This is a genomic window from Kitasatospora sp. NPDC092286 (assembly GCF_044755565.1).
Taxonomy (GTDB): Bacteria; Actinomycetota; Actinomycetes; order Streptomycetales; family Streptomycetaceae; genus Kitasatospora.
On the sequence record NZ_JBIVRD010000012.1, the window covers coordinates 1 to 24,259 of the forward strand.

Here is a 24,259-nt window from a genome sequence, read left to right on the forward strand (position 1 = left end):
CAGTTGCGCTCGCGTCACACACCACGGTCTACCGGATCAGGACCCGCCGCGAAGGTGAATCACACAGATTGATCACGACCGAATACGCGCCCTAGCCCGGTCCGCGTCTCCGGGCCGCTATCCCGGCGGGACCGGGCCGTTCACCGCCGGCTGCCCCGTCTCGACCTCACCGCGCCTACCCACATGAGCCGCCAGCAGGCCCCCCAGCCAGCCGGTGACCAGCCCCCAGCCGGCCGCCAGCGGCACCGCCACCCAGAGGTCGGGGCGCAGCGCCAGGGTGCCGCCGCCCAGCCCGGCCAGGGGATTGCCGCCGCCGAGAACGGCGCCGAGCAGGTCGCCGAGGCCGCCCTCACCGACGCCCACGCCCAGCACCGAGAGGCCGTAGTCGGCCGAGACCCGCGACCAGACGCCGACCAGCAGCACGGTGACGGCCGCCGCCACGCCGAGCCGTACCGCGTGCTGCCAGAGCCGGACGCCGCGCGGCGAGCGGTAGGCCGCGAGGAAGCCCGCCGCCAGCAGCAGGACGGCGGCCAGCGGCAGCAGCCACCAGGCGCGGGCGTCGTGGTCGGCGAGCGTGCCGAGGCCGACGGTGGCGTCCTGTCCGTTCGGCGCCCGCAGCACCTCGGCCAGCGCGTTCGGCACCGGCAGGCCGACCGCGCCGACGAGGTGCCCGTGCCACTCGGCGCCGAGCCCGACCCCGAAGGCGAGCCAGACCAGGTTGGGCAGCGCCAGCAGGACGACGGCCATGGTCTCGCGCGCGTTGCCGTGCACGACGGCCGTCACGGCGCCGGCCACCACCCCGATCACCACATACGCCAGCAGGACCAGCAGCATCGCGAACGCGGCCGGCCGGACCGCCTGCTGGAACGGCACCAGGCCGCGCGGCAGCGGCGCCCGGCGGGACACCGCGAAGGCCGCCGCCAGCACCACCAGCAGCCAGAGCAGCCCGAGACCGACGGTGCTCGGCGGGTCCGCGTGGAAGCCGACCTCGGGGGTCAGGCCCAGGGCGCCGCCGAGGACATCGGCGAGGCCGCCGCCCAACGGGACCACGAAGGTGTGCCGGGCACCGAGGGTGAGCAGCACCAGCGCCACCACCCAGAGCACCGCCGTACGGGCCACCCGGCCGAGCAGTTCCCCTCCCCCGGCGACCGCCCGGAAGCGCAGCTGGCGCAGGAACACCTCGGCCATCACCAGCGCGCCGACCAGGCCGACGGAGAGCGGCATGGCGGTGATCCCGGCATCGACCTTGGCGAAGAAGCCCGCGCCGCCGTCCAGTTGGACGGAACCGCCGACCGCGAGGGCCAGCGTGCCGGCCAGCACGGAGGGGAATCCACCGTCCGGAAGGCCGTTGGCGCCCGCCAGCCAGAGACCGAGCGCGGCCACCGCCGCCATCGCGGCGAGTCCGGCGACCACCACGGCCAAGGCGTCCAGCCAGCCCCGCAGGGCGCCGGGCGGGCCGGGCGGCACGGGGTGCGGCTCCTGGTGCATGCGGGCTCCTGGTGGACTCGGGTGCCCCCCTCGCGTCTGACTCCAGATTCACCCAGGAGCGGCCGCCGCGCGCTGCACACCCTCGGAGACCCGCTGTTGCGGGGGTTGGGAAGCCGGGCAGAAATGGAAGCCAGTGGCAGGAGCTTCCTGTGCCGGCCGTGTTCGCCGGCCGCCTGCGAAACGGAGCCTCGATGAGTGCCCAACCACCCCCGCCCGGCCCCCCAGCCGGCCCGCCGCCGGGGCCGCCGCCGGGGCCGCCGCCGGGGCCGCCGCCGGGGCCGCCGCCGGGCCCGCCGCCCGGCCCTCCCTCCGGCCCGCCGTCCGGGCCCCCGGCGTCCGGGCCCCCGTCCGACGGCGGCGCGGGCCCGCCGACCGCTCCCCCGTCCGGCCCCTCGGGCCCTCCAGGACCGGGGGCGCCGGGTGGGCCTGGCGGGCCGGGCGGTGCTTCCCGCGGGCCCCGGACGCCCTGGTGGCGCTCGGGGCGGAAGCTGACGCTGGTCGCGGGCGCAGTGGTGCTGGCGGCGGTGGCCACGGTGCTGATCGTCAGCAACCAGCACAACGATGCCGTCCCGACCGCCAACGAGGTCGCGCTCCAGCAGCCCTCCGATCCGGGTCAGGCCCCGTTCACCCAGTCGGTGGAAACGGCCGGCGTGACGGCCCCGGCACCCGCGTCCCCGCCGGCCCAGCCGACCGGTCGGCCCAGCGGGACCCGGACCACCGCCGCGTCGGCGGCGGGCATCCACAGCGTGGAGGGGACGTCCCCCGGGCTCTACGCGGGGTCGATGTCCAAGCCGAGCTGCGACGTGGAGCGCCTGATCACCATGACGTCCTCCGGGGACGTCGGCCGCGCCTGGGCCTCCGCGCAGGGCATCAGCCAGTCCGCCATCCCGGGCTATCTGCGCTCGCTGACCTCGGCCTACCTGCGGGTGGACACCCGGGTGACCAACCACGGTTACAAGAGCGGCGCCGTGACCGGCTACCAGTCCGTGCTGCAGGCCGGCACCGCCGTCCTGGTGGACGCCCAGGGCGTGCCGCGGGTGCGGTGCGCCTGCGGCAACCCGCTCAAGCCCCCGGTGCTGGTGAGCGACGCCGAGTACACCGGCAAGGCCTGGCCGGGCTTCCGGCCGACCACGCTGGTCGTCGTGGTGCCGGCGCCCCAGCCGGTGACGGAGATCGTGCTGGTGAACGTCGACACGGGCACCTTCTTCGCCCGGGCCACCGGGCGGATCGAGGTGATCGACCGGCCCGTTCCGGGGCCCAGCGGGCCGCTGGCGGTGGGCATTCCGCCGGCCGCGCCGATGAAGCCGTCGTCGCCCTCGGCGTCCGTCTCCGGGGCCACCTCGGCTTCGACCTCTGCCTCGTCCCCGGGCGCGTCGTCCGGCTCTTACTCGGGCTCGCCGTCCGGCTCGTCGTCGGCTTCGACCTCTGAAGCAACCTCCTCCTCGACCGGGCCTTCGTCCGGCTCGGCCTCGGCGTCGAGCTCGTCCGGTAAGCCGTCCGGGCCGTCCTCGGCGCCGGGCACCTCCTCGGGCGGGTCCTCGCCCACGTCGTCCACCTCGTCGGCGCCCGAATCGTCCGGGCCGTCGTCCACCCCTGGGTCGTCCGGGCCTCCGTCGGCACCGAGGTCGTCCGGCCCGTCCTCCGCGACCGGCGCGCCGTCCACCGCGACGACCGCGACGAATCCGGCGACCGGCCCGACCACGGTCCTGCCCCCGACCGGCACCGCCGCCCCGGGCCGTTCACCGAGCTGACCGGTCGAACCGTCCCCACGCCACCATTTAAGTTGGATTATCAAACTCGCCAGGCTAGGGTGAGTTTCAGATTCCAACCAACCGGCGACGAGGGGACGACGAGCGTGCACAGTCCACCGGCGGAGACCTCCGCCGCAGACCGGCCCCGACCGGCCCGTCCGCACCCTGGGCACCCCCGTCGCCCCGTCGCCCACCAGCCGCCGGTCCCCCTCCCTCCCCGGGCAGTCGGCGGCCCTGGCGGAGCGGCTTGAGATCCGGCCGCCCCCCACCTGCCCCGTTGAGGCGCGTCCCGCGAACCCCGCCGGCCCGGCCCGGCGCGCTCCGGCACGCCCCCTTCCGCACAACCCCACGCACCCCACGCACCCCAGCCATGGAGAGCCCAGTGAAACTCGCCCGCCGTACCGCACCGGCCACCACAGCCGGCGCGGATCCAGGGCCCGCCCCCGTCCGCCCCAGCAACGGGACCAGCACGGGAGCCGGCACCGCGGCCCTCGCAGCGAGCGCCCCCGCGACCGCCACGACCCACCCGGGGGTGTCCGATGTCGCGCACTGACCGCAGCGGACTCGTTCTGCTGGCCGCCTGCCTCGGCCTGTTCACGGTCTTCGTCCAGACCACCCAGACCATCGGCACCCTGGGCGCGGTCCGCGAGGACCTCGGCCTCGACTCCGCCGACCTGGTCTGGGTCCCGAGCATGTACACCCTGGTCGTCGCCTCCGTCGTCCTGGGCGCCGGCGCGTTCGCCGACCGGTGGGGGCGGCGGCGGATCTTCCTGCTCGGCGCCCTCGCGATGGCCGTCGGCGGGGTGGTCCTGGTGTTCGCCGGGAGCCTGTCCGCCGTGCTGGCCGGCCAGGCGATCGCCGGGCTCGGCGGCGCGCTGATCACGCCCAGCTCGCTCGCCCTCATCACCAACGCCTTCCCCGACCCGCGCCGCCGGGCCGGCGCGATCTCCGCCTGGGCGGCCACGTCGGGGCTCGGGCTCGCCCTCGGACCGATCACGGCCGGGCTGGCCCTGCGCTGGTCCACCTGGCACACGGCGTTCTGGCTCGGCCCGGTGATCGCCGCCCTCGCCGCCGTCGCCGCGCTGCTCGGCGTGCCGGAGTCGCGGGTCGAGGGCGGGCGGCTGGACTGGCCGGGACAGTTCCTCGTCACGGCCGGGCTGGCGCTGCTGATCTACTGGCTGATCGACGGTGGGCACCACAGCTACGTCGGCGGTCTGCCGCTGGCCGCGGCCGTCGGCGCGGCCGTCCTGCTCGCCGTCTTCGCGGTGGTCGAACTGCGCCGCGACCACCCGCTGCTCGATCTGCGGCTGATGCGCGACCCGTCGTACAGCGCAGCCCTGCTGCTGGCCGCCACCGTGCTGTTCGGCTTCGTCGGGCTCTCGCTGCTCCAGGTGCTCTGGCTGCAGCAGGTGCGCGGACTGACCGCCCTTCAGGTGGGCGTCCAACTCCTGGCGGAGTTCGGCACGTTCATTCTCGCCTCGGTGGTCGCCGGGATCCTCGGACGGCGGTTCGGGGCCGCGCCGTTGATCGTCGTCGGGCTGCTGCTGGCGGCGGCGGGCGCCGCGCTGTTCGCCACCGTCGAGCCGACGGACGCGTTCGGCGGGTACGCCCTCTCCCTGGTGGTCTTCGGCTTCGGCTGCGGCCTGGCCAACGCCCCCTCCACCGCACTGGCGGTCGGGCACGTACCGCGCGGCAAGGAGGGCGCGGCGGCCGGGACGGTCAACGCCGCCCGCCAGGTCGGCGCGGTGCTCGGCACCAGCGTCCTCGGCACCCTGATGACCACCCGGTTCGAGGAGCGCCTCGGCGCGCTCGGCCGGCCCCGCCCGCAGGACGTGGCGCAGGCGTTCACGGACGCCGTCGGCCACGCGGCCTCCGTCGGCGCGGTCGTGCTGCTCTGCGGTGTCGCGGCGGGCGCCTGCCTGTTGGCCCTCGCCCGTCGGCGGGGCGGTCCCGCTCCGGCGGCGCACCTCCCGGCGCCCGCCGACGGGGGCGCGGAGGTCGTCACCCTGCCGACGGCCGACTCCCGGACCTCCTGATCACCCACCACCCCCCGCTGCCACCGCCGTTCACCTCTCGGCGGTGGCAGCGCCACGCGGCCGGACACCCCGGGGCGGCCGGAAGTCCGCTCAGACCGCCGAACCCTCAGCCGGTGACGGCGAGTTCGGCGACCACCGCCCGGTGGTCGGCGCCCGGCACGGTGTGCTCGGCCACCGACACCGCGCTCAGCGCGTCGCCGTGCAGGACGTGGTCGATCTGGATCACCGGCGGCAGAAAGGGGAAGTCGGCGTTGTCCTCCGGCCAGGTCGGCGCACCGCCGCGGCCCAGTTCGGCGTGGGTGTCCGCCAGTCCGGTGGCGAGCAGGTCGCGCATCGGCGCGTGGTCGAGGGTCGCGTTGAAGTCGCCGAAGAACACGGCGTTGCGGGTGCTGTCGGCCGCCGCGGCCCGCAGGCCGTCGAAGTCCTCCGACCAGCGCCGGGCGTCGCCCAGCGGGTAGTAGGTGTGCACGGCGGTCAGCCGCACCGTCCGGCCGCCGACCGACACCTCGGCCGCCACCTGCGCCGAGGCGGAGACGGCCAGTGGGGTCAGCGACAGTCGCGAGTAGAGCGCGGTGTCCTGGCCGGCCGGCAGTTCCCGGTACGGCAGCAGCTCCGCGATGCCCGCCCGGTCCAGGGCGGCGGCGGCGGAGCCGCTCAGCTCCTCCACCGCGAGGACGTCCACCCGCTGTTCACGCACCAGGCGGACCAGTGCGGCGACGTCCACCTGCCCCATGTACGCGTTGCTGGTGGCCAGCCGGAGCCGGGGCGCGTCGGCCGCCACCGAGCCGCCGTCCGGCACGAAACGCGGTACCAGCCAGATCAGTTGGACCAGCGTGAGCAGTCCGGCCAGACCCACCGCCCACCACGAGCGGAGCACCAGCAGGACGCCCAGGGCCAGGACGGTGGTCAGGGCCGCGTACGGCAGCAGCACCATCGGCAGGGCCAGCGACGTCCCGTCGTCCCAGCCCGCCAGCCGCACCACGACCAGGGCCGCCGAGAGCAGCAGCCCGACCACGCAGAGCACCACCAGGGCCGTCCGGGTCCGGCGCCACCAACCCCGGCCGCTCGCCGTCCTGTTGCCCGATCTGCTACGCACGCGGTTCCCCACCCGTCATTCTCGCCACCCCTGCGGCGCCCGGTCGTCCGGCCGCTCCGGCTGAAGACGCGGAGCGGCCGGGTCCGGTTCCGGGGGCGCCGGCTTCGGGCTCGGGCTCGGGCTTCGGGCTCGGGCTCGGGCTCGGACCGGCGCCGGGCCGCGCGGGCAGGCCGCGCCGCCCGTCAGTCCACGCAGGGGATCCCGCCGGCCTTCACCGCGGGGCCCTGCATGGGGAGGCCGGCGGCCGGGTCCGGGGCGGCGTCGGCGGGCTGCGGCCCGGAGCCCGCCGGGGACGGCGTCGTGGGCGAGGCGCTGAACGTACTGCCCAGGGTCACCACGACATGGCCGGCGGGCGCACCGGCGGCGGCCACCGCCGTGACCCCGTAATGGGCGGCGATCTGCTGGGCGTCGGCCTTGGCCCCGCTGCCGTAGGTGACGGTGGTGGCCTTGGGCCGGCCCGCGGCCTCACCCACCTTGCCGGCCTGGTAACCGAGTTCGGCCAGCGCCTTGGACTCGCCGGCGGCGGACCCGCCGTACACGTCCACGGTGGCCCGCTCCCTGGCCGGACTCGACGCGGCCGGGGTGGTCGGGTCGGTCGCCCCGGGCGCAGCGGTGTCGCCGCCCCCGGCCGGGGCGGCGGGCGCCGGATCGTGGTTGAACAGCTGCTGCACGATCCGCTTGATCAGGTCCGGGTTGACGGTGTTGACCTCCTGGCCCCCGATGGTCTTGAACCCGGTGATCGGCAGGGTGTTGAACTCGACGTTGCCACCGGTCAGGTTGGGGGCCTGCTGCGCGAAGTCCAGGATGTTCCACTCGTTGTCGATGACGACGTCCTTCTTCACCACGTCGAACAGCCGCTGGAGCTTCCCGAAGTCGTTGAGGATGCCCTGCTGTTTGAGCTGGTACTCGACCGAGGAGATGAACGCCTGCTGGCGGTGGGTGCGGTCGAGGTCGCCGTTGGGGAGGTTGTGGCGCTGGCGGACGAAGGAGAGCGCCTGCGCCGCGTTGAGGGAGCTGATCCCGGCCGGGAGTTTCAGCCCGGTGCCGCCGCCCTCGCGGGTCGCGGTGCGGGCGACGATCGGATCGTCGACCGGGTGGTTGAGGCAGACCTGGATCGGTTCCACCGCCTTGGCGATGTCGTAGAAGCCGATCAGATTGACCTCGGCGAAGTGGTCGATCGGGATGTTCAGGAACGCCTGCACGGTCTGGATGGTGGCCGAGCGGCCGGCCTCCCTGCTCTGGCGCTCCAGTTCCGGCTTGGACAGCCCCTTGCCGGCCAGCTTCTGCTCGGCGGCGTCCTTGGCGATCCCGTACGCCTCCTTGATCTTGTGCATCTTTCCGTCCGCGCCCACGGTCTGGACGTAGTCGTCCCGCGGGACGGAGAGCGCGGCCACCTTGCCGCCGTTGGCCGGGATGTGCAGGACGATCAGGGCGTTGGTGTTGTACCCGCCGATCTCGCTGGAGCCCGCGTGCAGTTCGTCCTCGACGAACTCCTTGGGCAGGTCGTTGCCGTCCATGTCCTTGCGGCTGTCGAGACCGATGAGCAGCAGGTTCACCGACTTGTCGAGGTGCGGCGGCGCGTTCTTCTTCGCCTCCGCCAGCGCCGCCGACTTGACTATGCCGCTGTCCAGGCTGCGGTACTCGTACCAGGTGAAGCCGCTGGCCCCCAGCACGGCCGCCGACACGGTGCAGGCCAGGCCCCGCCCGGCGACGGTCAGCGGCGCGGTGCGGCGCGGGGCCCGCGCCCTGGTGTTCTTCCGGTCAGCCACGACGACTCCCTCGGCTCCTGGCGTTCCCGCCCCTGTTCCCGCTACCGCCCCCGGTGCCGCGTCCTCTCCCGCCCCTGCTCCCGCTCCTGCTCCCGCTCCTGCCGAGCACGGTCTGGACGGCGATCACCAGCAGTGCGGCCGCCACCGCCTCGGCCATCACGGGGAACGCCCCCACCACCCAGCGCAGCGCCCCCGAGGCGAGCGCCTTGCCCTGGTAGTCCTCCCGGCGGGCGAGGTACTCGACGCCCGCCCGGACCGCCAGCACCACCACCGGTGCGGCCGTGACCACCCACCAGCGCCCCGGCCGGCTGCACAGCACCACCGCGGCGGCCGTGCCCAGCACCGCGCCGACCGCGAACAGCAGCCCGGTGCCCGGTCCGTTCAGCTCGTCCGCCACCGCGCCCAGCACCGGCAGCCCGACGGCCACCAGCACCACCGGCAGGCCACCGCGCCGCGGGGCCTCCCGCCGCCGCGCCGCGACCGCCCTCGGCGTGGCCTCACCGCCGCCACCCCGCGCACCGTCGTCCCGGGCGCCCCCGTCGTCGGCACCACGGCCCGCCGCGCCCGAGCGCTGCGCAGGAACGCCGGACTCCCCGGGATGCGCCCCCGGTCGCGATCGCGCGCCCCGGTCCGGCGTTCTCGCCCGTTGCCCGGCCATCCACACACCCCTCGTCAACTCGGCTGCCACGGCACCGGCGCGCCGTCCTGCGTACCGGGACGCGAACCGTCCGGATGACGGTTCCCGAACTTCTACACTGTTGTAGAACTCGGCTGGAGCATACAAACCCGCCCCCGCCGCGTCACCCGCCGCCCTCCCGGCTGCGGCGGAACCGCCAGGTGGGGCCTCGTTAGGATGGGCGTGATCCCCACCCGTCGGCACCCATCAGGAACGCATCAGAGGAGCAGCGCGTCACCATGTTCGAGAACCTGAAGAACCTTGCGGACAAGGCCACCGACCTCGCCCGCGAGCACAGCGGCGTCATAGGCCAGGGGCTGGAGAAGGTCGGCGACGTGATCGACGACAAGACCGACGGAAAGTACGCGAGCCAGATCGACACCGGTGTCGAGAAGGCCAAGGACTTCATCCGCAACCTGGACGACGACAAGAAGCCGACGGAGTAACACCCCGGCGCGGCACTGCCGCCGGAACCACCAACGGGCCATCGGGATCAACGAACGGACGGGCGGGCGGCAGTGACGAAAGACCGGACGGGCCCCCGCTGGGGCCGCTGGCTGGCCGCCGCCGTCCTGGCGGCGGCCGGCTGGGGCATCATCCGCGGCGGCGGCCACCCGGCCCCCGCCGACTCCGCCGCCTCCCCCTCGCCCCCGTCCGCCGGCACCACCACCGCCCCGGCCGCGTCCGCCCCGTCGCCCTCCCGCCCCTCCGGCCGCTACGACCCCGCCGACTACGCGGCCCCGGTCCGCACCCACGCCGCCCGAGCGGGCATCAACCCCCAGCTGCTGATGGCGATCCTCTACAACGAGTCGTACAAACCCCACGACCCCGACCTCGAACGCGCCTGGCAGCGGACCAAACCCGACGCCTCCTTCGGCATCGCCAACATGCACCGCGCCGCCTTCGACGACACCAAGCAGGGCCGGGACTTCGCCGACCGCCGCTGGGAGGAGCTCCCCGACGACCGCGACCTCGCCATCGAGGCCGCCGCCTGGCACCTCCACGACCTCGCCGCCCAGCTCCCCGCCCGCCCCGCCACCTCCCTCACCCGCGACGAACTCCTCGCCCTCGGCTACAACACCGGCGCCGGCAACATGTCCGCCTTCGCCCGCGGCATCAAGCCCGGCTCCCAGGCCCAGTCCTACCTCGACCGTCTCCACGACAACTGGCAGAAGTCCGCCACCGCCGTCAAATCCGGTTGACCAAAGCCCACTTCAGCCGACTGGCCGCCGCCGCCCCCGATCACGTGGATCAGCCGCCGGCCGTGGTCTGCCGCGGTGGATCACGCCGCGGTCCGCACAACGACCGGTGGGCCCGCGCGTTCGCGACGCGCGGGCCCACCGGAGGACGCGGTGGGAAGGTCAGGAGGCGGCCAGGTGGGTGGACCACTTGGTGCGCCAGGCGAGGGCGTCGGTGACGGCTTCGTCGATGGTGCGGCGAGGGGTCCAGCCGAGGAGGTCGCGGGCGGTGTCGATGCCGGCGTAGCAGCCGATGACGTCGCCGGGGCGGGGGTCCGCCTCGCGGGTGCCGAGGGTGGTGCCGACGGCGCGCTCGAAGGCGGTGACCAGTTCCCGGACGGTGGTGCCCTCGCCGGTGCCGATGTTGATGACCCGGTAGCGGTCGTCGGCGGCGGGCTTGATGACCTCGTCGAAGCGGGTGAGCGCGGCGGCGTGGGCCTCGGCGACGTCCTGGACGTGGATGTAGTCGCGGATGCCGGAGCCGTCGCGGGTCGCCCAGTCGACGCCGGTGATGGTGAACGGCGTGCCGGTGGCGTGGGCCTCGATCAGCTTGCCGAGGGCGTGCGTCGGGTGGAGGTCCTGCAGACCGGTGCGCAGCCGCGGGTCGGCGCCGATCGGGTTGAAGTAGCGCAGGGTGATGACGCGGACCTCCTCGGCGCCATGGCCGCGGGTCCAGTCCTGGAGGACCTGTTCCATCATCTGCTTGGTGCGGGCGTACGGGCTGTTGGCGTCGACCGGGCAGCTCTCGTCGACCCGGGCGTCCGGGGTGGGCGCGTAGATCGAGGCGGAGCTGCTGAAGACGACGCGGGTACAGCCGTTGCGCTGGAGGGACTCCAGCAGTTCGACGGTCTTGGCGACGTTCTCGCGGTAGTAGTACAGGGGTTGGGAGACGGACTCCGGGACGACGATCCGCGCGGCGCAGTGCAGGGCGGCGTCGATGTCGGGGTGCTCCGCGAAGATGCGGTCGAGGAGGGCCGCGTCGGCGATGTCGCCCCGGTAGAAGACGCGGCCCTCGACGAACTCGGCCCGGCCCTTGGAGAGGTCGTCGAGGACGACCGGCGTGATGCCCTGGTCGAGCAGCGCGGAGGCCACGGTGCTGCCGATGTATCCCGCGCCGCCGGTGATCAGAACTTTCTTCAACGCGGACGCTCCCTTGCGGTCGGCCGGACGCCTCGGGTGGCGGCCGGTGACAGTGGGGACGATGGTTCAGGAGCGATGGTTCCGGCGGTCGTGGCGGCAACAGGCAACAGGCAGCGGGCAGCGGGCAGCGGGCAGCGGCGCCGGGGAGCGCACTCGGGGGGTGTGCGCTCCCCGGCATGGGGTGGTGGCGGCCACCCGGCCGGTCGTCCACAGGCTCGGACACCGGCGGCCGTGACCGGAATGCTAGACCCGCCGGGGGTCCGTGGCCAGAGCCCTGACCAGCCGATTTCCCGCCCCGGACATGCCACCCGGGCCGCGTCGGCCCCAGGTCCGAACAGGTGTCACCCACCCCACTCCCGCACGCTGCCGGAGACCGGCCGGAGACCGGTCGAGGCCCCGTCAGGCCGCGACCCGGGCGCCCAGCGCGGGCGACCGGACCACGGGCACGACGCCCACCGGCTGGCCGTGCGCGTGCAGCCGGGAGAGGGAGGCGGCCAGCTGGTCCGGGTCCTCGGCCAGCCAGAGCCGGAGGGCGGCGGCCAGGGCGGCGCTGGCCGGCCCGATGTGCAGTCCGCTCGCCCGGGTGACCCGGTCACCGACCAGCGGGAGGAGGTCGGCGAGCGGCGCGGGCAGCCAGAGCGTCACGGCGCAGGGCGCGGGGCGGGAGAGGACGCGCAGCAGGCGCAGCACGCCCGCGTCGCCGTGCAGGGCGGGGATGACGTCCAGCAGACCGTCCGCCGCCACCTCGGAGACGTCGCTGCCGTGACCACGCGCCAGCTCGCGCAGCAGCCCCCGCTCGGCGGCGGTGATCCGGACGGTCAGCATGACTTCTTCGCAGTCCATGGTCCCAGTTCCCGTCTTGTGGAGGTGCCCGTCGGTCGTGAACGCCCTGTCGTGCCAACGCCTGTCGTGCCCACGCCGGCCGTGTCGTGGCCGCCGTGCCGCACCGGCCGTCGTCGCGTACCCGTCAGCCGGTGGCGATCAGTTCCTGCCCATCAGTGGGCCTCCGCTACCGGCGTGATCAAGCCGTAGTGGCCGTCGTAGCGGCGGTACAGCACCCGGCCGCGGCCGTCCCCGGGGTCGGCGTAGAAGACGAAGGGCCAGCAGGTGAGCCAGAGTTGGCGGGCCGCCTCGGACAGGTCGAGCCGCGGCGCGGGGTGCGGGCTCTCGGTCAGGGGCAGCGCGGAGCCGCCGAACCGGGCGGTCGAATGGGCCCGGACCAGCCGGAAGCCGTCTCCCCCCGGCCGGCGGTGGACCAGGCTGTCCTGGCCGGTGAGCGCGTCGGAGAAGAGATGGAAGCGGCGGTCCAGGGCGAGCATCTCGCGCACGGCCTCGTCCGGCGCGCGGCGGGCGAGAACGACCGGTTTCCGGCGGGCGATCCGTCGTTCGGCGAGCGGGCGCGGGGCGTACTGCGGCCGATAAGCGCTGTCGTGCGCCGCGGCGAGCCCTATGTCCCCCTGCTCGCGCAGCCGCGCGGCCCGGCCGCCGAGCGTGCCGAGCGCCAGGTCCACCGCCTCGCGCATGGTCCCGGCGGCCAGTTGCGCCCGGACCGTGCCGACGCCGTCCAGTTCGATCTCGGCCTGGGCCACGGCGGGCCTGGACACCTCCCGGCAGCGGGTGTGGGTGAGCCTGATACGGGCCGCGTGCGCGTCCGGTCCGAGCGCCGCCGTCAGCTCCAACGCCCGGGCGCGCGCGTACTCGGCGTCGTCGCGGTGGAGTTCGCCTCGGATCTCCACCCGCACGTCGAGAGCGGGCCGGTGGCGCAGACGGGTCATCAGGATCCTCCTTGGTTCCGGACCATGCTGGACCTGCGGAGGGCCTCCGGCCGAGGGCCGAAAGACCCTGCCTGCCGGGCAACGGTCCTCCCCCCGCTCCGGCCTGGTCCGCGCAGGTCGGCCGGGGCCGCGGAAGGGCCTGCCGGACGACCCGCGCCGGCGCGTCCGCTCGATCGGCCGATGGGTCAGTTGCGGGCACGGGGGCGACCGGGCCAGACTCCGCCCGTGGAAGAGACGATCCCGCTGGAACCGGGCCATCCGCGCCGGCTGTCGCCCGCCCGCCCGGAGGAGGAACCGGCCGGCCCCGGCCGCCGGTTCTGAGCCGTCCGCGCCACCCCCCGAACCGCCGTCCGGCCCGCCCGGAGCCGGAATTCCGCCCGAGTGCGCGCGGCCGATCCACCAATGGGGTGATCCACGGGCATTTGGCGCAACGCCTGATCGAACGGCGCGTTCTCTATTGAGTGCGCCCTCCGGGAGCGGCGCGCGCGGGGGTCCGCGCTGGAGGGACCCTCGTCTCCCGGCTCTCGCGGCTCCGGCTCCGGCAGTACCGCCGCGTCGGCCCATCTGGTGAGAGGTGATGCCATGATCCTGACGACCGAGACGCGTAGACGAGCCGTTCCGCCCGGAACGGCTCCCGCGAAAACCCCCTCGACCGCTCCCCCGTCGGCGCCCGGCGCCGTACCGGGCCTCGGCCACGCCCCGGCCCTGCTACGCGACCCGCTCGGCTTCCTCGGCTCGCTCTCCCGCCACGGCGGTGTGGTGCAGGTCCGGCTGGGCCCACGGACGGTCTGCGTGGTCACCGACGCGAGTCTCGTCCACACCCTGCTCGTCGCCCTCGCCTACGACTGCCCACGCGGCGCCGTCCAGGACACTCTCAAAACGGCGTTCGGCGACGGTCTGCTGATGTCCGGGGGGAAGGCCCACCGGGACCGCCGCCGGCTGATCCAGCCCGTTTTCGGGCCGGACCGGATGGCCGACTACCTCGCGGTGATGCACCAGGTCACCGAGGAGCGGGCCGGACACTGGCGACCGGGCCAGGAACTGGACGTGGCGAAGGAGATGAACCACCTCGCGCTGGAGATCGTCACCAGGGCGCTGTTCGACGCGCGGCTGAGCGAGGACGCCACCGTCGACTTCCACCGAGCGCTGCCGGACCTGGTCAAGGGCCAGATCGTCCAGTCGCTCTACCCGCACCCGAAGCTCGCCCGGCTACCGCTGCCGGTCAACCGTCGCTTCGAGAACGCCGTCCGGGTGCTCAACCGGGTGGTCGACCAGGCCGTCAGCGGCGGCGCCCGGTCCGGCGGCACGAACGGCACCCTGCCCGCGCTGCTGCGCGCCGCCACCGACCCGGCCACCGAACGGCCGCTCACCGAGGCGGACGTACGCTCCGAGGCGATCACCATGTTCGGCGCGGGCACCGAGACCGTCTCCACCACGCTCACCTGGCTGCTCGACGAACTGCTGCGGCACCCCGAGGTGGAGACCCGCGTCCTCGCCGAGCTGGACGAGCACCTCCCGGCCGGCGCCGTGCCCACCCCCGACACGCTCGCGAAGCTCACGTACACCCGCAGCGTCACCCAGGAGGTGGTGCGGCTGCACGCGCCGAACGCCTTCCTGATGCGGACCGCCGCCGTCCCGGTCGAGCTCGGCCCGTACCTGATCCCGGCCGGCACCGAGCTGCTGTACAGCCTCACCGCCCTGCACCGCGACCCGGCGCTCTACCCCGAGCCGCTGCGGTTCCGGCCCGAGCGCTGGCGTGAGGGCGGCGACGCGGCCGGTGCCGGGCGGCAGGCGTTCCTGCCGTTCGGGGCGGGCAAGCACAAGTGCATCGGCGAGGCCTTCGCCTGGGCCGAGCTGACCGTGGCCGCCGCCGCGATTCTGCGCCGGTGGCGGCCGGTGGCCGTCGCGGGGACCAGGGCCCGCGAGGTGGTCTGGACGACCGTCCAGGCCCAGGGGCTGCGCATCCGGCTGACCCCGCGCAACGGTCACGCGTCCCGTTCCCGCCCCGGCGGCGCCGCCACCCCGCAGGACGGCGCGGCCCCCGGTGACGGTGAGGCCCCGAGCCCGTGCCTGATCCCGGGCCCGCGGGCGGCACCGCTGTCGCCGGCCGCCCAGGCGGCACGGACCGTCCCGGCGGCACGCACCGCCGCCCCGGTGCCGCGCACCGCCGCCGTGCCACGGCCGGCCTCGGCGGTTCAGCCGGCCCTGACCGCCCATCCGCCCGCCACCGTCTGCCCGGCCGCCGTCCTCATGCCCGCCCGCATCCCCGCCGAACTGCGCACCCCCGAGGGGTCGCAGGCCTCCGGCGAGCTACGGGCCACCACCGCACGGCACGCCGACTGGGTGCTGGACCACGGCCTGCTTCCCCTGAGCGGCCTGCCCCGCTACCAGGCCTACGGGCTGCCCAAGCTGATCGGCCACGCGTACCCCCGTGCCGGGGGCGCCGAACTCGACCTGCTGGTGGACCTGCTCGGCTGGTTCACCATCCTCGACGACCGCTTCGACGGCACCCCCGGCCGCCACCCGGCCGAGGCCCACGCGATCATCGACCCGCTGCTCGCCGTCCTGGCCGGAGACGACCCGACCCCGACCTCGGTGGGCGCCCAGCTCCTGTACGCCTGGCGGGAACTCTGGCACCGCCAGGGCGGTCCCATGTCGCCCGCCTGGCGGGACCGGGCCGCCCGCGAATGGCGGACCTGTCTGGAGACCTTCCTCACCGAGTCCGCGCACCGGGCCAAGGGCACCGCCCCCGGCCTCCCCGAGACCATGGGCCTGCGCCGCCACGCCAGTTGCCTCTACCCGTTCATGAACATACTGGAACGGGTCCAGGGCGCCGACGCGCCGGACGGGCTGCACGCCGAGCCCGCGCTGCACCGGTTGCGCGCGCACACCGCCGACGCCGCGACGCTGATCAACGACTTGTTCTCACTGGAACGGGAGGAGCGCCAGACGGCGACCGCCTTCAACACCGTCCTGACCCTGCAACGGGTCCGCGGCTGTACCCGCCGCGAGGCCGTCCTGGAGGTCCGCGCCCGGATCTCGGACCTGAGGGAGGAGAGCGAGACCCTGCGCCGCCGGCTGCTGCGCCGGCACCCGGCGGGCCTCTGGTACCTCAACGGCACCCGGGAACTGGTCGACGGCGTCTACGCCTGGACCAGTACCAGCCGCCGCTACCTCAGTGACGGTCGCCGAGGGTGAACAGCAGCAGCACGAAGCCGGCGAACAGGTGCGTGGCGAAGATGTAGATGCCCGCGCGGATGAGCATGGCCTTGCGCCTGCTCTTCTCGTCGCTGGTGCCGTCGGCCATGGCCGGGTTCTCCTTCGGTGGGTCGGGTGCGGCGGGCGCGGCTGTCGGGTGGCCCGGCCGGGGCGGGGCCACCCGGCGCTCAGCCGCTCCTCAGCTGGGCTGCGGGCGCCCGCAGCTCCGTGAGCAGCGTGCCCTGGTCGGTGATCAGCTCGGTGAGGATGCGGCGGGCGGCGCGCAGCAGGTCGGCGACGTCCGGGGTGCTCAGCGCGTAGACCACGGTGTTGCCCTCCCGGGTGGCCGTGACCAGCTGGGTCCGGCGCAGCACCGCGAGCTGCTGGGAGAGGTTGGACGGCTCGATCCCGATCTCGGCCAGCAGTTCGCGCACCGGGCGCGGCCCGTCCTGGAGCAGTTCCAGGACGCGGATCCGGACGGGATGCCCGAGGGTGCGGAAGAACTCCGCCTTGGCCTGGTACAGCGGGACCGCCATCGTCCGCTCTCTCCCTGGTGCTCGGGTGGTTGCTGCCCGGGCGGGTGGTGCCCGGGTGGCTGTGCCTCGCGTGGGTGGACAGCCGGGCTGGGCACCCGGGCCTCGCACGCGGGGCGCACACGGCCAGGAAGCATCATCCTTATGGATGAAGATTTCTTCAAGTTGTCACCGTCGACGGCCACCGGGGAAGGCCGGGCCCGGCCCGCGCCGCCGGGGCAGGAGACACCCGGAAACGACCGACGGGTCCGGGGCTGGCAGCCCCGGACCCGTCAGCCGCTGTGGTCGGCGGTCAGCAGACGACCGGGACGTCCACGGTGACCGGGGACGGGCCCCACCCGAAGTCGACCACGCTGAAGCTGCCGTGGACGGTGGAGCCGCACGGCACGGTGCCGCTGAAGCCGTTCACCCGGACGGTGGTGGCCCTGAACAGCGTGCCGCCGCTGACCGTGCCGAGCGAGGCGCCGCCGACCACCTGGCCGGAGACGCTGGTGAGCAGCTGACGGGTCGGCAGCTCCGGGCTGCCCGGGCTGGGCGGGCCCGCCAGGCTGATCTGGCCGTAGAGCTGGACGCTGTCACCGGTGACGTCGGCACACAGGGTGGTCCCCAGTCCGGACTGCAGCCCCCAGGCACCACAGGTCGTGGTGGTGGTGAGGGTGGTCGCACCGGTGGTGGCCGCGCCGGCCTGGACCGGAACGGCGAGCAGGGCGACCGCACCGGCGGCGCCCGCCGCGATCTTGGCGATTCGGTTCATCGAAGTCTCCTGACGTTCATCTTGTTCATCTGGTGGACACAACGTCATGGCACATGTGACATTTCACATGTGCCATGACGTGACCTTCTCATGGGTTTCCAATGCCTGGGTCAAGTTCTGCACAGGAAACCGTGCAACAGGCTAAAAGTTGACCTTCGATGGCGAGATCCCAGCGTGCCCGGGGCCGCGCGTGTCCCGGCGGGGGCCGGCGCGTTGGACGGAGCGTGAAACACATCCCCACCGCCGTGGCCGCCCTCGCCGCCGTCCTCGCCCTGGTCGCGGCGGCCACCCCGCCCGCGCGGCTGCTCGGCACCGAGGTCCGGCGGATCACGACCGAGGACCGGGTGCTGGCGCCGACCTTCAACGCGGCCTGGAACGACACCGGCCTGGACACCACCCTGGCGGTGCCGCGGGAGCGGACGGCGCCGGCCACCTTCTTCCCCACCGGGGAGTTCGCCGACCGGCACCCGTCCGCCGTCCGGACGATGGCCGCCGCCGGGCACGGGCTCGGCGCCATCCTCCAGCTCCACGTCGGCACACCGGAGGAGAACGGCCCGGGCACCTGTCTGGACGCCGAGGCGCTGCCCCTGGTCATCGACGCCGTCCACGCCCGCGGCTACCGGACCGGTGGATCTGCGCACCCTGCTCGACACCTGAGCGGCGGCGGCCGGGCGGATCAGCCGGCCTCCGACCAGCGGCCGGCGATCGCGGAGCCGAGGCTGCCGAAGCAGGCGTCGACGGTGCCGAGCAGGGTGTCCAGGTCCCGGGTGCCGCTCGCCTGCCAGGAGCGGACGGCGACCGTCATGGCCGCGGCGTGCACGGAGACCAGGAGCTGGGGGCGCGGGTCGGCCGGGTCCCCGAGGTGCTCACGCGCGGCGAGGATCGTGGCGAGCGCGTCCTGGTGGGCCAGGAGGGCGTGGTGGAGGGAGCCGAGCAGACCCGGCGTGCGCGCGACCAGTTCCAGGACGGCGACGCACGTCGGCGTGCCGCGGTGGTCGGGAAGGGCCCGGGCCACCTCGCACAGGGCATGGCGGGTGGCTTCGCGCAGCGCGGTCAGCGGGGCCTCACCGGCGGGTCTGCGCACGAGTTCGTGCGCGGTCAGTGCGGCCATCTCCCGGAACACGGCGAGCAGGACGTCCTCCTTGCCGGTGAAATAGCGCAGCACCGTGCGTTTGGAGACGTCGACCGCGGCCGCGATGTCGTCCAGGGTGGTGCCCTCGAAGCCCCGGGAGCCGAACAGGTCGAGGGCGGCGTGGCGGAGCGCGTCGCGGGTCCTGAGCTTCTTGCGGTCGCGCAGTCCGGTGGAGGCGGCGGTGCGGCCTGCCGGGCTCGGGTGCATGCGGGGTTCCTCCTGGGCGGGACTGCGTACCGGTGGTGGCGGGTCGAGGGCCGCCCGAGGGCTGCCCGAGGATTCTGTCACCTGGTGCCATATGCTTCTGGGTGACATGACTGCCCGGCTCTCGGCGGGGCCGGTGACATTGATGCCGTCAGGAGCACGCGGGTCGGCCGGGACACGCCGGTCATAGCTTGGAGCTATGGGCCCATAGACCGCCACCGACTACCGCGGGCCCACCGGGTGGGCTTGTCTCGATCCGTCTGTCCGCGCTGCCTGGAGGAACGTCTCGCATGCCTCGTCCCATCCGTGTCGCAATAGTCGGCGCCGGTCCGGCCGGCATCTACGCCGCTGACGCGCTGCTGAAGTCCGACGCCGCGCAGGACCCGGGGGTGTCCGTCGACCTGTTCGAACGGATGCCCGCGCCGTTCGGGCTGATCCGCTACGGCGTGGCGCCCGACCACCCGCGGATCAAGGGCATCGTCACCGCGCTGCACCAGGTGCTGGACAAGCCGCAGGTACGGCTCTTCGGCAATGTGGACTACCCGGGCGACATCACCCTGGACGACCTGCACCGCTTCTACGACGCGGTGGTCTTCGCCACGGGCGCGATGGCCGACCGGGCCCTGGACGTCCCCGGGATCAACCTGGACGGCTCCTTCGGCGCCGCGGACTTCGTCTCCTGGTACGACGGCCACCCGGACGTCCCGCGGACCTGGCCCCTGGAGGCCGAGAAGGTCGCCGTCCTGGGCGTGGGCAACGTGGCCCTGGACGTCGCCCGGATCCTGGCCAAGACCGCCGACGAGCTCCTGCCCACCGAGATACCGCCGAACGTCCACGCGGGCCTGCGGCGGAACAAGGCCGTCGAGGTCCACGTCTTCGGCCGCCGCGGCCCCGCGCAGGCCAAGTTCAGCCCGATGGAGCTGCGGGAACTCGACCACTCCCCGAACATCGAGGTCATCGTCGACCCCGAGGACATCGAGTACGACGAGGGCTCCATCGCCGAACGCCGCGGCAACCGGCACGCCGACATGGTCGCCTCCACCCTGGAGAAGTGGGCCATCCGCGACACCGGCACCCGCCCCCACCGGGTCCACCTGCACTTCTTCGAGTCCCCCGAGGAGATCCTCGGCGAGGACGGGCGCGTGGTCGGGCTGCGGACCGAACGCACCGAGCTCGACGGCACCGGCAACGTCCGCGGCACCGGCCGTTTCACCGACTGGGACGTCCAGGCCGTCTACCGGGCGGTCGGCTACTACTCGGACGAGCTGCCCAAGCTGCCCTTCGACCTGGCCTCCGGCACCGTCCCCAACCAGGCCGGCCGGGTGCTGGCCGCCGACAGCAGCCACGAGACCGCCGTCTACGTCACCGGCTGGATCAAGCGCGGCCCCGTCGGGCTCATCGGCCACACCAAGGGCGACGCCAACGAGACCGTCGCCTGCCTGCTCGACGACCACACCGCCGGCCGCCTCCCCGGCGCCACCGCACCGGAGCCGGACGCCGTCACGGCCTTCCTGGAGGAGCGCGGCGTCCGCTACACCACCCGGGACGGCTGGTACCGGCTCGACGCCCACGAGCGGGCCCTGGGCGCGGCGGAGGACCGCGAGCGCGTCAAGGTCGTCGAGCGGGAGGACATGCTCCGCCACAGCGGCAGCTGACCGGGTGCCGTCGGGACCGCCGGGGCGGGCGGAGCGCCCGTCCGGCGGCCCCGACGGGGCGGACTACCGTACGGCCGACCGGAGTTCGCCGATCCGGTGGACCGCCCCGGTGAAGGCGGCGCGGTCGAGCCGGCCGCCGTCCAGCGCCTCGGCGAGCGCGGCCGCCGCGTCGTCGCCCTGCTGGACGTCCCGGGCCGAGCAGAGCAGCAGGTCCATCCCGGCCTCGGCGGCGGCGATCGCCCGGGCGCCGGTGTCGCCGTACGGGGCGAGGGCGCCGGCCTCCAGGGCGTCGGTGACGGTGACGCCCCGGAAGCCGAGGCGTTCGCGCAGCTCGCCCTGGACCACGACCGGCGACAGGCCGGCCGGGCGCTCCCCGTCCAGCGCCGGGTAGACGGCCCAGGAGGCCATCACCAGCCGCACCCCGGCGGCGATCGCGGCCCGGTACGGCTCCTCACCGCGGGCGCGGAGGTCGGCGAGCGGGACGGGGAGGGTGACGGGCCGCTCGTCGGTGTTCTGGTCGCGGGCGGCGGAGCCGAGGCCGGGGAAGTGCTTGGCCGTGGCGGCGATCCGCAGACTCTGCTGGGCGGCGAGGAAGGCGCTTCCCAACTCGCCGACGGTGGCGGGGTCCTGGCCGTAGGAGCGCTCGAAGTGGTCGATGAAGTCGTCGGCGGTGTCGTAGACGTCGAGGACGGGTGCGAGGTTGACGTTCAGACCGGCGCCCGCGAGGTTGCTCCCGGCCCCGGTGCCCGAGCGGGCGGCCTCGGCGAGCGGGTCCGGCGCCAGGCCGGTCCGGCGGGCGGAGAGTTCGGGCGCCCCGGGCAGCCGGCGGATCTTTCCGCCCTCCTGGTCGGTCATCAGCAGCAGCGGCGCGGACCCCGGGGACTCCGCCGCGGCCCGCTTCAACTGGTCGACGGCGGAGTGGAGTTGTTCGGTTCCGGTGATGTTCTCGCCGAACAGGATCACCCCGGCCGCCCGGCCCTCGCGGATGGCCCGGAGCAGGGCGGGCGGCGGGACCGGGCCGGGGTAGGAGTAGACGATCCGCCGGCCGGCGAGCAGCCGGGACTCCGGTGTGGACATGGGCGTCGCCCTCTCGGTCGGGGCGGGCGACCACCGGGCCGCCCGATGGGGTGTCCACGCCGACCCGGCCAGGACCGGGAGCAGGGCGGTGAGCAGCACCGCGAGCGCCGCGGCACGGACGGTCCGCCGGAGCGACGGCATCGGGCCTCCCGGGGGTGGGGGTGGGGGGTCGGTGCGTCACGGTACCGAGACCGGTCCGGCCCCGGGCCGCGCAACGCGCCCGTCGGCGCCCCGCGTCACCCCACCCGCCGCCCCCGCCTCACCCCATCCGGCGCAGCAGCCGGCCGAGCACCGCGATGCCGTCCTCGATCCCGCCCGGTGCGCCCGCCGCGTAGCCGAGGACCAGCCCGGGCGGGTGCGGCAGCCGGGCGTGCCAGGACAGCGGCTGCACCTTCACCCCGTGGGCGAGGGCCGCCGCGGCGAGTTCGGTGTCGGAGCAGCGGAGGCCCGCCGGAAAGGTGAGCATCAGATGCAGCCCGGCCGCCGCGCCGTGGACGACCGCGCCCGGCAGGTGGGCGCCGATCGCCGCGATCATCGCGTCCCGGCGGCGGCGGTGGCGCCGGCGCAGCAGCCGCAGGTGCCGTTCCAGCTCGCCGGAGTCCATCAGCCGGGCCAGGACCAGCTGCGGCAGGACGGCGTTGCCGAGGTCCGCGAACCGCTTGGCCGCGACGACGGCCTCCCGGTACCGGGGCGGGACGAGCAGCCAGCCGGTGCGCAGGGCGGGCGCGAGCAGTTTGGAGACGCTGCCCGCGTAGCAGACCCGGTCGGGGAGGACGGCGCGCAGCGCGGGCACCGGGGGCCGGTCGTAGCGGTGCTCGGCGTCGTAGTCGTCCTCGACGACCAGGCCGCCCTCGCCGGCCCAGCGGATCAGTTCGCGCCGCCGCCCGCCGCCGAGCACCACGCCGGTCGGGTACTGGTGGGCCGGGGTGACCACGACGGCGGGGGCGCCGGTGGCGCGCAGCGCGTCCACCCGGAGGCCTTCGGCGTCCACCGGTACGGGCGGGGTGGCGGTGAGCCAGTGGCCGAGGTGCTGGCGGGTGCCGAGCGAGCCCGGGTCCTCGACCGCGATCTCGGTGATGCCGCTGCCGCCGAGCACCTGGCCGAGCAGACCGAGCGCCTGGGCGGTGCCGGCGACGATCAGCACCTCGTCGGGGTCGGCCCGGATGCCGCGGTTGCGGGCCAGCCAGTGGGCAACGGCCCGGCGCAGCGCGGGGGTGCCGCACGGGTCGCCGTAGCCGAGGTCGCGGGGGCGGAGGTCGTCGAGGACGGCGCGCTCGGCGCGCAGCCAGGCGGCGCGGGGGAAGGCGGCGAGGTCGGGCACGCCGGGCGAGAGGTCGATCCGGGCGGGGGCGGCGCGCAGCGCGTCGAAGGTCTCGGGGACGGGGTCGGCGTCGAACAGTGCGGCGGGTTCGCCCGGGTGCCACGACCGCCCGGGTGGCGGCGGGTCCGCGGCGTCCGTCGGGGCGGGCCGGGGCGGGGCGGGCGCGCCGACCACGACGGTGCCGCCCCTCCCCCGGCCGGCGACCTGGCCCTCCTCGGCGAGGCGCCGGTAGGCGTCGGTGACGACCCCCCGGGAGACCCGCAGCTCTCCGGCCAGTACCCGGCCGGCGGGCAGCCGGGTGCCGACCGGGAGGCGGCCGTCGGCGATCGCCTCCCGCAGCCGCCGGGCCAGCCAGTCGGCGAGCCCGCCGGGCGGGGCGTCGGCGGTGTCGAGCTGGAGGAAGTCGGAGGCGCCGGCCCTTTTGGACCTGTCAACGGCGCTCTCATTGGACCTGTTCACCGGTCCATTGTGCGGCCAGGGTGGGGGCATGACCACGGAGACGACGCACCGCACGGCGGTGCACGAGGACGTTCAGGACCACCGTCCCGGCTATGTGCACGGGTATTCGGTCACCGAGGCGCGGCGGCTCGGCGAACAGGCCGACACCCTGGCGGAGTTGCTGCACGCCGGTACGGCGTACCCGGCGGGCGGCCGGGTGCTGGAGGCGGGCTGCGGCGTCGGTGCGCAGACGGTGCACCTGCTGGCGTCCAGCCCGGGCGTGCGGCTGACGGCGGCGGACCTCTCGGCCGAGTCGCTCGCCCGGGCGCGCGAAGCGGTGGCGGCCCACGCGCCCGGCGCCCGGGTGGACTGGCACCACGGGGACCTGCACGACCTGCCGTTCGCGGACGGCTCCTTCGACCACGTCTTCGTCTGCTTCGTGCTGGAACACCTGGCGCGGCCGCAGGCCGCACTGGCCGCGCTGCGGCGGGTGCTGCGGCCGGGCGGCACGATCACGGTGGTCGAGGGCGACCACGGTTCGGCCTTCTTCCACCCGGACAGCGCCCCCGCCCGGGCGGTCGTGGACCAGCTGGTCCGGCTGCAGGCGGCGGCCGGCGGTGACGCTCTGCTCGGCCGGCGGCTGCACCCGCTGCTGGCGGACGCGGGCTTCCGGGACGTCGCCGTCGAGCCGCGTACCGTGTGCGCCGACGGGAGCCGCCCGGCGCTGGTCGAGGGCTTCACCCGGCGGACCTTCATCGCCATGGTCGAGTCGGTACGCGCCGACGCGCTCGCCGCCGGTCTCACCACGGCCGCCGCGTTCGACCGGGGGCTGGCCGATCTGCGCCGGACGGCGGAGCCCGGCGGGACGTTCCACTACACCTTCTTCAAGGCGGTCGCCGTGCGGCCCTGACGGGGGCGGCCCGTGCCGGGCGGACCGCCGTACGCGCGGGACTCGGCGCGTACGACGGTCCGCCCGGC

General features: G+C 74.8%; 20 protein-coding genes and 1 pseudogene. 8 read left to right on the top strand and 13 right to left on the bottom strand.

The window, feature by feature from the left end:
- Positions 1-117 precede the first annotated feature (117 nt).
- The gene (locus tag ACIQIB_RS14340; RefSeq protein WP_400654840.1) at positions 118-1,488 is read right to left on the bottom strand and encodes a streptophobe family protein; all 1,371 of its coding nucleotides are present in this window, start codon (positions 1,486-1,488) and stop codon (positions 118-120) included.
- Positions 1,489-2,012: 524 nt separating this feature from the next.
- Between ACIQIB_RS14340 and ACIQIB_RS14345 the strand changes: the two genes are divergently transcribed.
- Positions 2,013-3,239: a DUF6777 domain-containing protein gene (locus ACIQIB_RS14345; RefSeq protein WP_400758111.1), complete on the top strand. Its 1,227-nt coding sequence runs from the start codon at positions 2,013-2,015 to the stop codon at positions 3,237-3,239.
- Between the two features lie 539 nt (positions 3,240-3,778).
- Positions 3,779-5,275 (top strand): MFS transporter, encoded by a 1,497-nt coding sequence (locus tag ACIQIB_RS14350; RefSeq protein ID WP_400758113.1) that lies wholly within the window; start codon positions 3,779-3,781, stop codon positions 5,273-5,275.
- A 106-nt stretch (positions 5,276-5,381) separates the two neighbouring features.
- Here ACIQIB_RS14350 and ACIQIB_RS14355 read toward each other — a convergent pair whose 3' ends face one another.
- The 3 genes from ACIQIB_RS14355 to ACIQIB_RS14365 all read right to left on the bottom strand — a co-directional run bounded on the left by ACIQIB_RS14355 (position 5,382) and on the right by ACIQIB_RS14365 (position 8,576).
- Positions 5,382-6,371, bottom strand: a complete 990-nt coding sequence (locus tag ACIQIB_RS14355) for an endonuclease/exonuclease/phosphatase family protein (protein WP_400758115.1) — start codon at positions 6,369-6,371, stop codon at positions 5,382-5,384.
- Between the two features lie 182 nt (positions 6,372-6,553).
- Positions 6,554-8,140, bottom strand: a complete 1,587-nt coding sequence (locus tag ACIQIB_RS14360) for an LCP family protein (protein ID WP_400758117.1) — start codon at positions 8,138-8,140, stop codon at positions 6,554-6,556.
- The gene (locus ACIQIB_RS14365; protein ID WP_400758118.1) at positions 8,133-8,576 is read right to left on the bottom strand and encodes a DUF6542 domain-containing protein; all 444 of its coding nucleotides are present in this window, start codon (positions 8,574-8,576) and stop codon (positions 8,133-8,135) included. The genes ACIQIB_RS14360 and ACIQIB_RS14365 overlap by 8 nt, the downstream gene beginning before the upstream one ends.
- A gap of 479 nt (positions 8,577-9,055) precedes the next feature.
- Between ACIQIB_RS14365 and ACIQIB_RS14370 the strand changes: the two genes are divergently transcribed.
- Both ACIQIB_RS14370 and ACIQIB_RS14375 read left to right on the top strand, forming a co-directional pair.
- On the top strand, positions 9,056-9,262 hold the full coding sequence (locus ACIQIB_RS14370) for an antitoxin (RefSeq protein WP_363610219.1): 207 nt from the start codon (positions 9,056-9,058) through the stop codon (positions 9,260-9,262).
- Positions 9,263-9,334: 72 nt separating this feature from the next.
- The gene (locus tag ACIQIB_RS14375) at positions 9,335-10,018 is read left to right on the top strand and encodes a transglycosylase SLT domain-containing protein (protein WP_400654833.1); all 684 of its coding nucleotides are present in this window, start codon (positions 9,335-9,337) and stop codon (positions 10,016-10,018) included.
- Between the two features lie 159 nt (positions 10,019-10,177).
- On the opposite strand, the gene galE is transcribed toward ACIQIB_RS14375, so the two are convergent.
- The 3 genes from galE to ACIQIB_RS14390 form a co-directional block, all read right to left on the bottom strand.
- Positions 10,178-11,194 carry a UDP-glucose 4-epimerase GalE gene (galE, locus tag ACIQIB_RS14380; protein ID WP_400758120.1) on the bottom strand — a complete coding sequence of 339 codons (1,017 nt, stop codon included), beginning with the start codon at positions 11,192-11,194 and terminating at the stop codon, positions 10,178-10,180.
- Positions 11,195-11,593: 399 nt separating this feature from the next.
- Entirely contained in the window at positions 11,594-12,037 is a 444-nt protein-coding gene (locus ACIQIB_RS14385) for a hypothetical protein (RefSeq protein ID WP_400758122.1), read from the bottom strand.
- Positions 12,038-12,189: 152 nt separating this feature from the next.
- Positions 12,190-12,969: a sigma 54 modulation/S30EA ribosomal C-terminal domain-containing protein gene (locus tag ACIQIB_RS14390; protein ID WP_363610225.1), complete on the bottom strand. Its 780-nt coding sequence runs from the start codon at positions 12,967-12,969 to the stop codon at positions 12,190-12,192.
- Between the two features lie 582 nt (positions 12,970-13,551).
- Here ACIQIB_RS14390 and ACIQIB_RS14395 point away from each other — a divergent pair.
- On the top strand, positions 13,552-16,167 hold the full coding sequence (locus tag ACIQIB_RS14395; RefSeq protein ID WP_400758124.1) for a cytochrome P450: 2,616 nt from the start codon (positions 13,552-13,554) through the stop codon (positions 16,165-16,167).
- Here the strand turns inward: ACIQIB_RS14395 and ACIQIB_RS14400 are convergent.
- From ACIQIB_RS14400 to ACIQIB_RS14410, 3 genes are all read right to left on the bottom strand, one after another.
- Positions 16,145-16,276, bottom strand: coding sequence for a DUF6126 family protein (locus ACIQIB_RS14400; protein WP_400758126.1), 132 nt, complete (start codon positions 16,274-16,276; stop codon positions 16,145-16,147). The two genes, ACIQIB_RS14395 and ACIQIB_RS14400, sit on opposite strands and share 23 nt — an antisense overlap.
- Positions 16,277-16,355: 79 nt before the next feature.
- Positions 16,356-16,703, bottom strand: coding sequence for a metalloregulator ArsR/SmtB family transcription factor (locus ACIQIB_RS14405; protein ID WP_363610231.1), 348 nt, complete (start codon positions 16,701-16,703; stop codon positions 16,356-16,358).
- Positions 16,704-16,992: 289 nt separating this feature from the next.
- Positions 16,993-17,454, bottom strand: a complete 462-nt coding sequence (locus ACIQIB_RS14410; protein ID WP_400654825.1) for a hypothetical protein — start codon at positions 17,452-17,454, stop codon at positions 16,993-16,995.
- A gap of 158 nt (positions 17,455-17,612) precedes the next feature.
- On the opposite strand from ACIQIB_RS14410, the pseudogene ACIQIB_RS14415 reads away from it, so the two are divergent.
- Positions 17,613-17,954: pseudogene (locus tag ACIQIB_RS14415) on the top strand (polysaccharide deacetylase family protein); the annotation flags it as partial.
- 176 nt (positions 17,955-18,130) lie between these two features.
- Here ACIQIB_RS14415 and ACIQIB_RS14420 read toward each other — a convergent pair.
- On the bottom strand, positions 18,131-18,793 hold the full coding sequence (locus tag ACIQIB_RS14420; RefSeq protein ID WP_400758128.1) for a TetR/AcrR family transcriptional regulator: 663 nt from the start codon (positions 18,791-18,793) through the stop codon (positions 18,131-18,133).
- Between the two features lie 287 nt (positions 18,794-19,080).
- Between ACIQIB_RS14420 and ACIQIB_RS14425 the strand changes: the two genes are divergently transcribed.
- Entirely contained in the window at positions 19,081-20,445 is a 1,365-nt protein-coding gene (locus ACIQIB_RS14425; RefSeq protein ID WP_400758130.1) for an FAD-dependent oxidoreductase, read from the top strand.
- 63 nt (positions 20,446-20,508) lie between these two features.
- Here ACIQIB_RS14425 and ACIQIB_RS14430 read toward each other — a convergent pair whose 3' ends face one another.
- Together ACIQIB_RS14430 and ACIQIB_RS14435 are read right to left on the bottom strand one after the other, a co-directional pair.
- Positions 20,509-21,663, bottom strand: a complete 1,155-nt coding sequence (locus tag ACIQIB_RS14430) for a glycoside hydrolase family 3 N-terminal domain-containing protein (protein WP_363610241.1) — start codon at positions 21,661-21,663, stop codon at positions 20,509-20,511.
- Between the two features lie 118 nt (positions 21,664-21,781).
- A complete protein-coding gene (locus ACIQIB_RS14435; RefSeq protein WP_400758133.1) occupies positions 21,782-23,302 on the bottom strand; it encodes a PLP-dependent aminotransferase family protein in 1,521 nt (506 codons plus the stop codon).
- Positions 23,303-23,330: 28 nt separating this feature from the next.
- Between ACIQIB_RS14435 and ACIQIB_RS14440 the strand changes: the two genes are divergently transcribed.
- Positions 23,331-24,191 carry a methyltransferase domain-containing protein gene (locus ACIQIB_RS14440; RefSeq protein ID WP_363610245.1) on the top strand — a complete coding sequence of 287 codons (861 nt, stop codon included), beginning with the start codon at positions 23,331-23,333 and terminating at the stop codon, positions 24,189-24,191.
- Positions 24,192-24,259 lie beyond the last annotated feature (68 nt).

Coding starts and splice junctions, on each gene's coding strand:
- ACIQIB_RS14340 (WP_400654840.1), bottom strand. CDS start 1,488: ATGCACCAGGAGCCGCACCCCGTGCCGCCCGGCCCGCCCGGCGCCCTG.
- ACIQIB_RS14350 (WP_400758113.1), top strand. CDS start 3,779: ATGTCGCGCACTGACCGCAGCGGACTCGTTCTGCTGGCCGCCTGCCTC.
- ACIQIB_RS14370 (WP_363610219.1), top strand. CDS start 9,056: ATGTTCGAGAACCTGAAGAACCTTGCGGACAAGGCCACCGACCTCGCC.
- ACIQIB_RS14385 (WP_400758122.1), bottom strand. CDS start 12,037: ATGGACTGCGAAGAAGTCATGCTGACCGTCCGGATCACCGCCGCCGAG.
- ACIQIB_RS14390 (WP_363610225.1), bottom strand. CDS start 12,969: ATGACCCGTCTGCGCCACCGGCCCGCTCTCGACGTGCGGGTGGAGATC.
- ACIQIB_RS14395 (WP_400758124.1), top strand. CDS start 13,552: ATGATCCTGACGACCGAGACGCGTAGACGAGCCGTTCCGCCCGGAACG.
- ACIQIB_RS14400 (WP_400758126.1), bottom strand. CDS start 16,276: ATGGCCGACGGCACCAGCGACGAGAAGAGCAGGCGCAAGGCCATGCTC.
- ACIQIB_RS14405 (WP_363610231.1), bottom strand. CDS start 16,703: ATGGCGGTCCCGCTGTACCAGGCCAAGGCGGAGTTCTTCCGCACCCTC.
- ACIQIB_RS14410 (WP_400654825.1), bottom strand. CDS start 17,454: ATGAACCGAATCGCCAAGATCGCGGCGGGCGCCGCCGGTGCGGTCGCC.
- ACIQIB_RS14420 (WP_400758128.1), bottom strand. CDS start 18,793: ATGCACCCGAGCCCGGCAGGCCGCACCGCCGCCTCCACCGGACTGCGC.
- ACIQIB_RS14425 (WP_400758130.1), top strand. CDS start 19,081: ATGCCTCGTCCCATCCGTGTCGCAATAGTCGGCGCCGGTCCGGCCGGC.
- ACIQIB_RS14430 (WP_363610241.1), bottom strand. CDS start 21,663: ATGCCGTCGCTCCGGCGGACCGTCCGTGCCGCGGCGCTCGCGGTGCTG.
- ACIQIB_RS14440 (WP_363610245.1), top strand. CDS start 23,331: ATGACCACGGAGACGACGCACCGCACGGCGGTGCACGAGGACGTTCAG.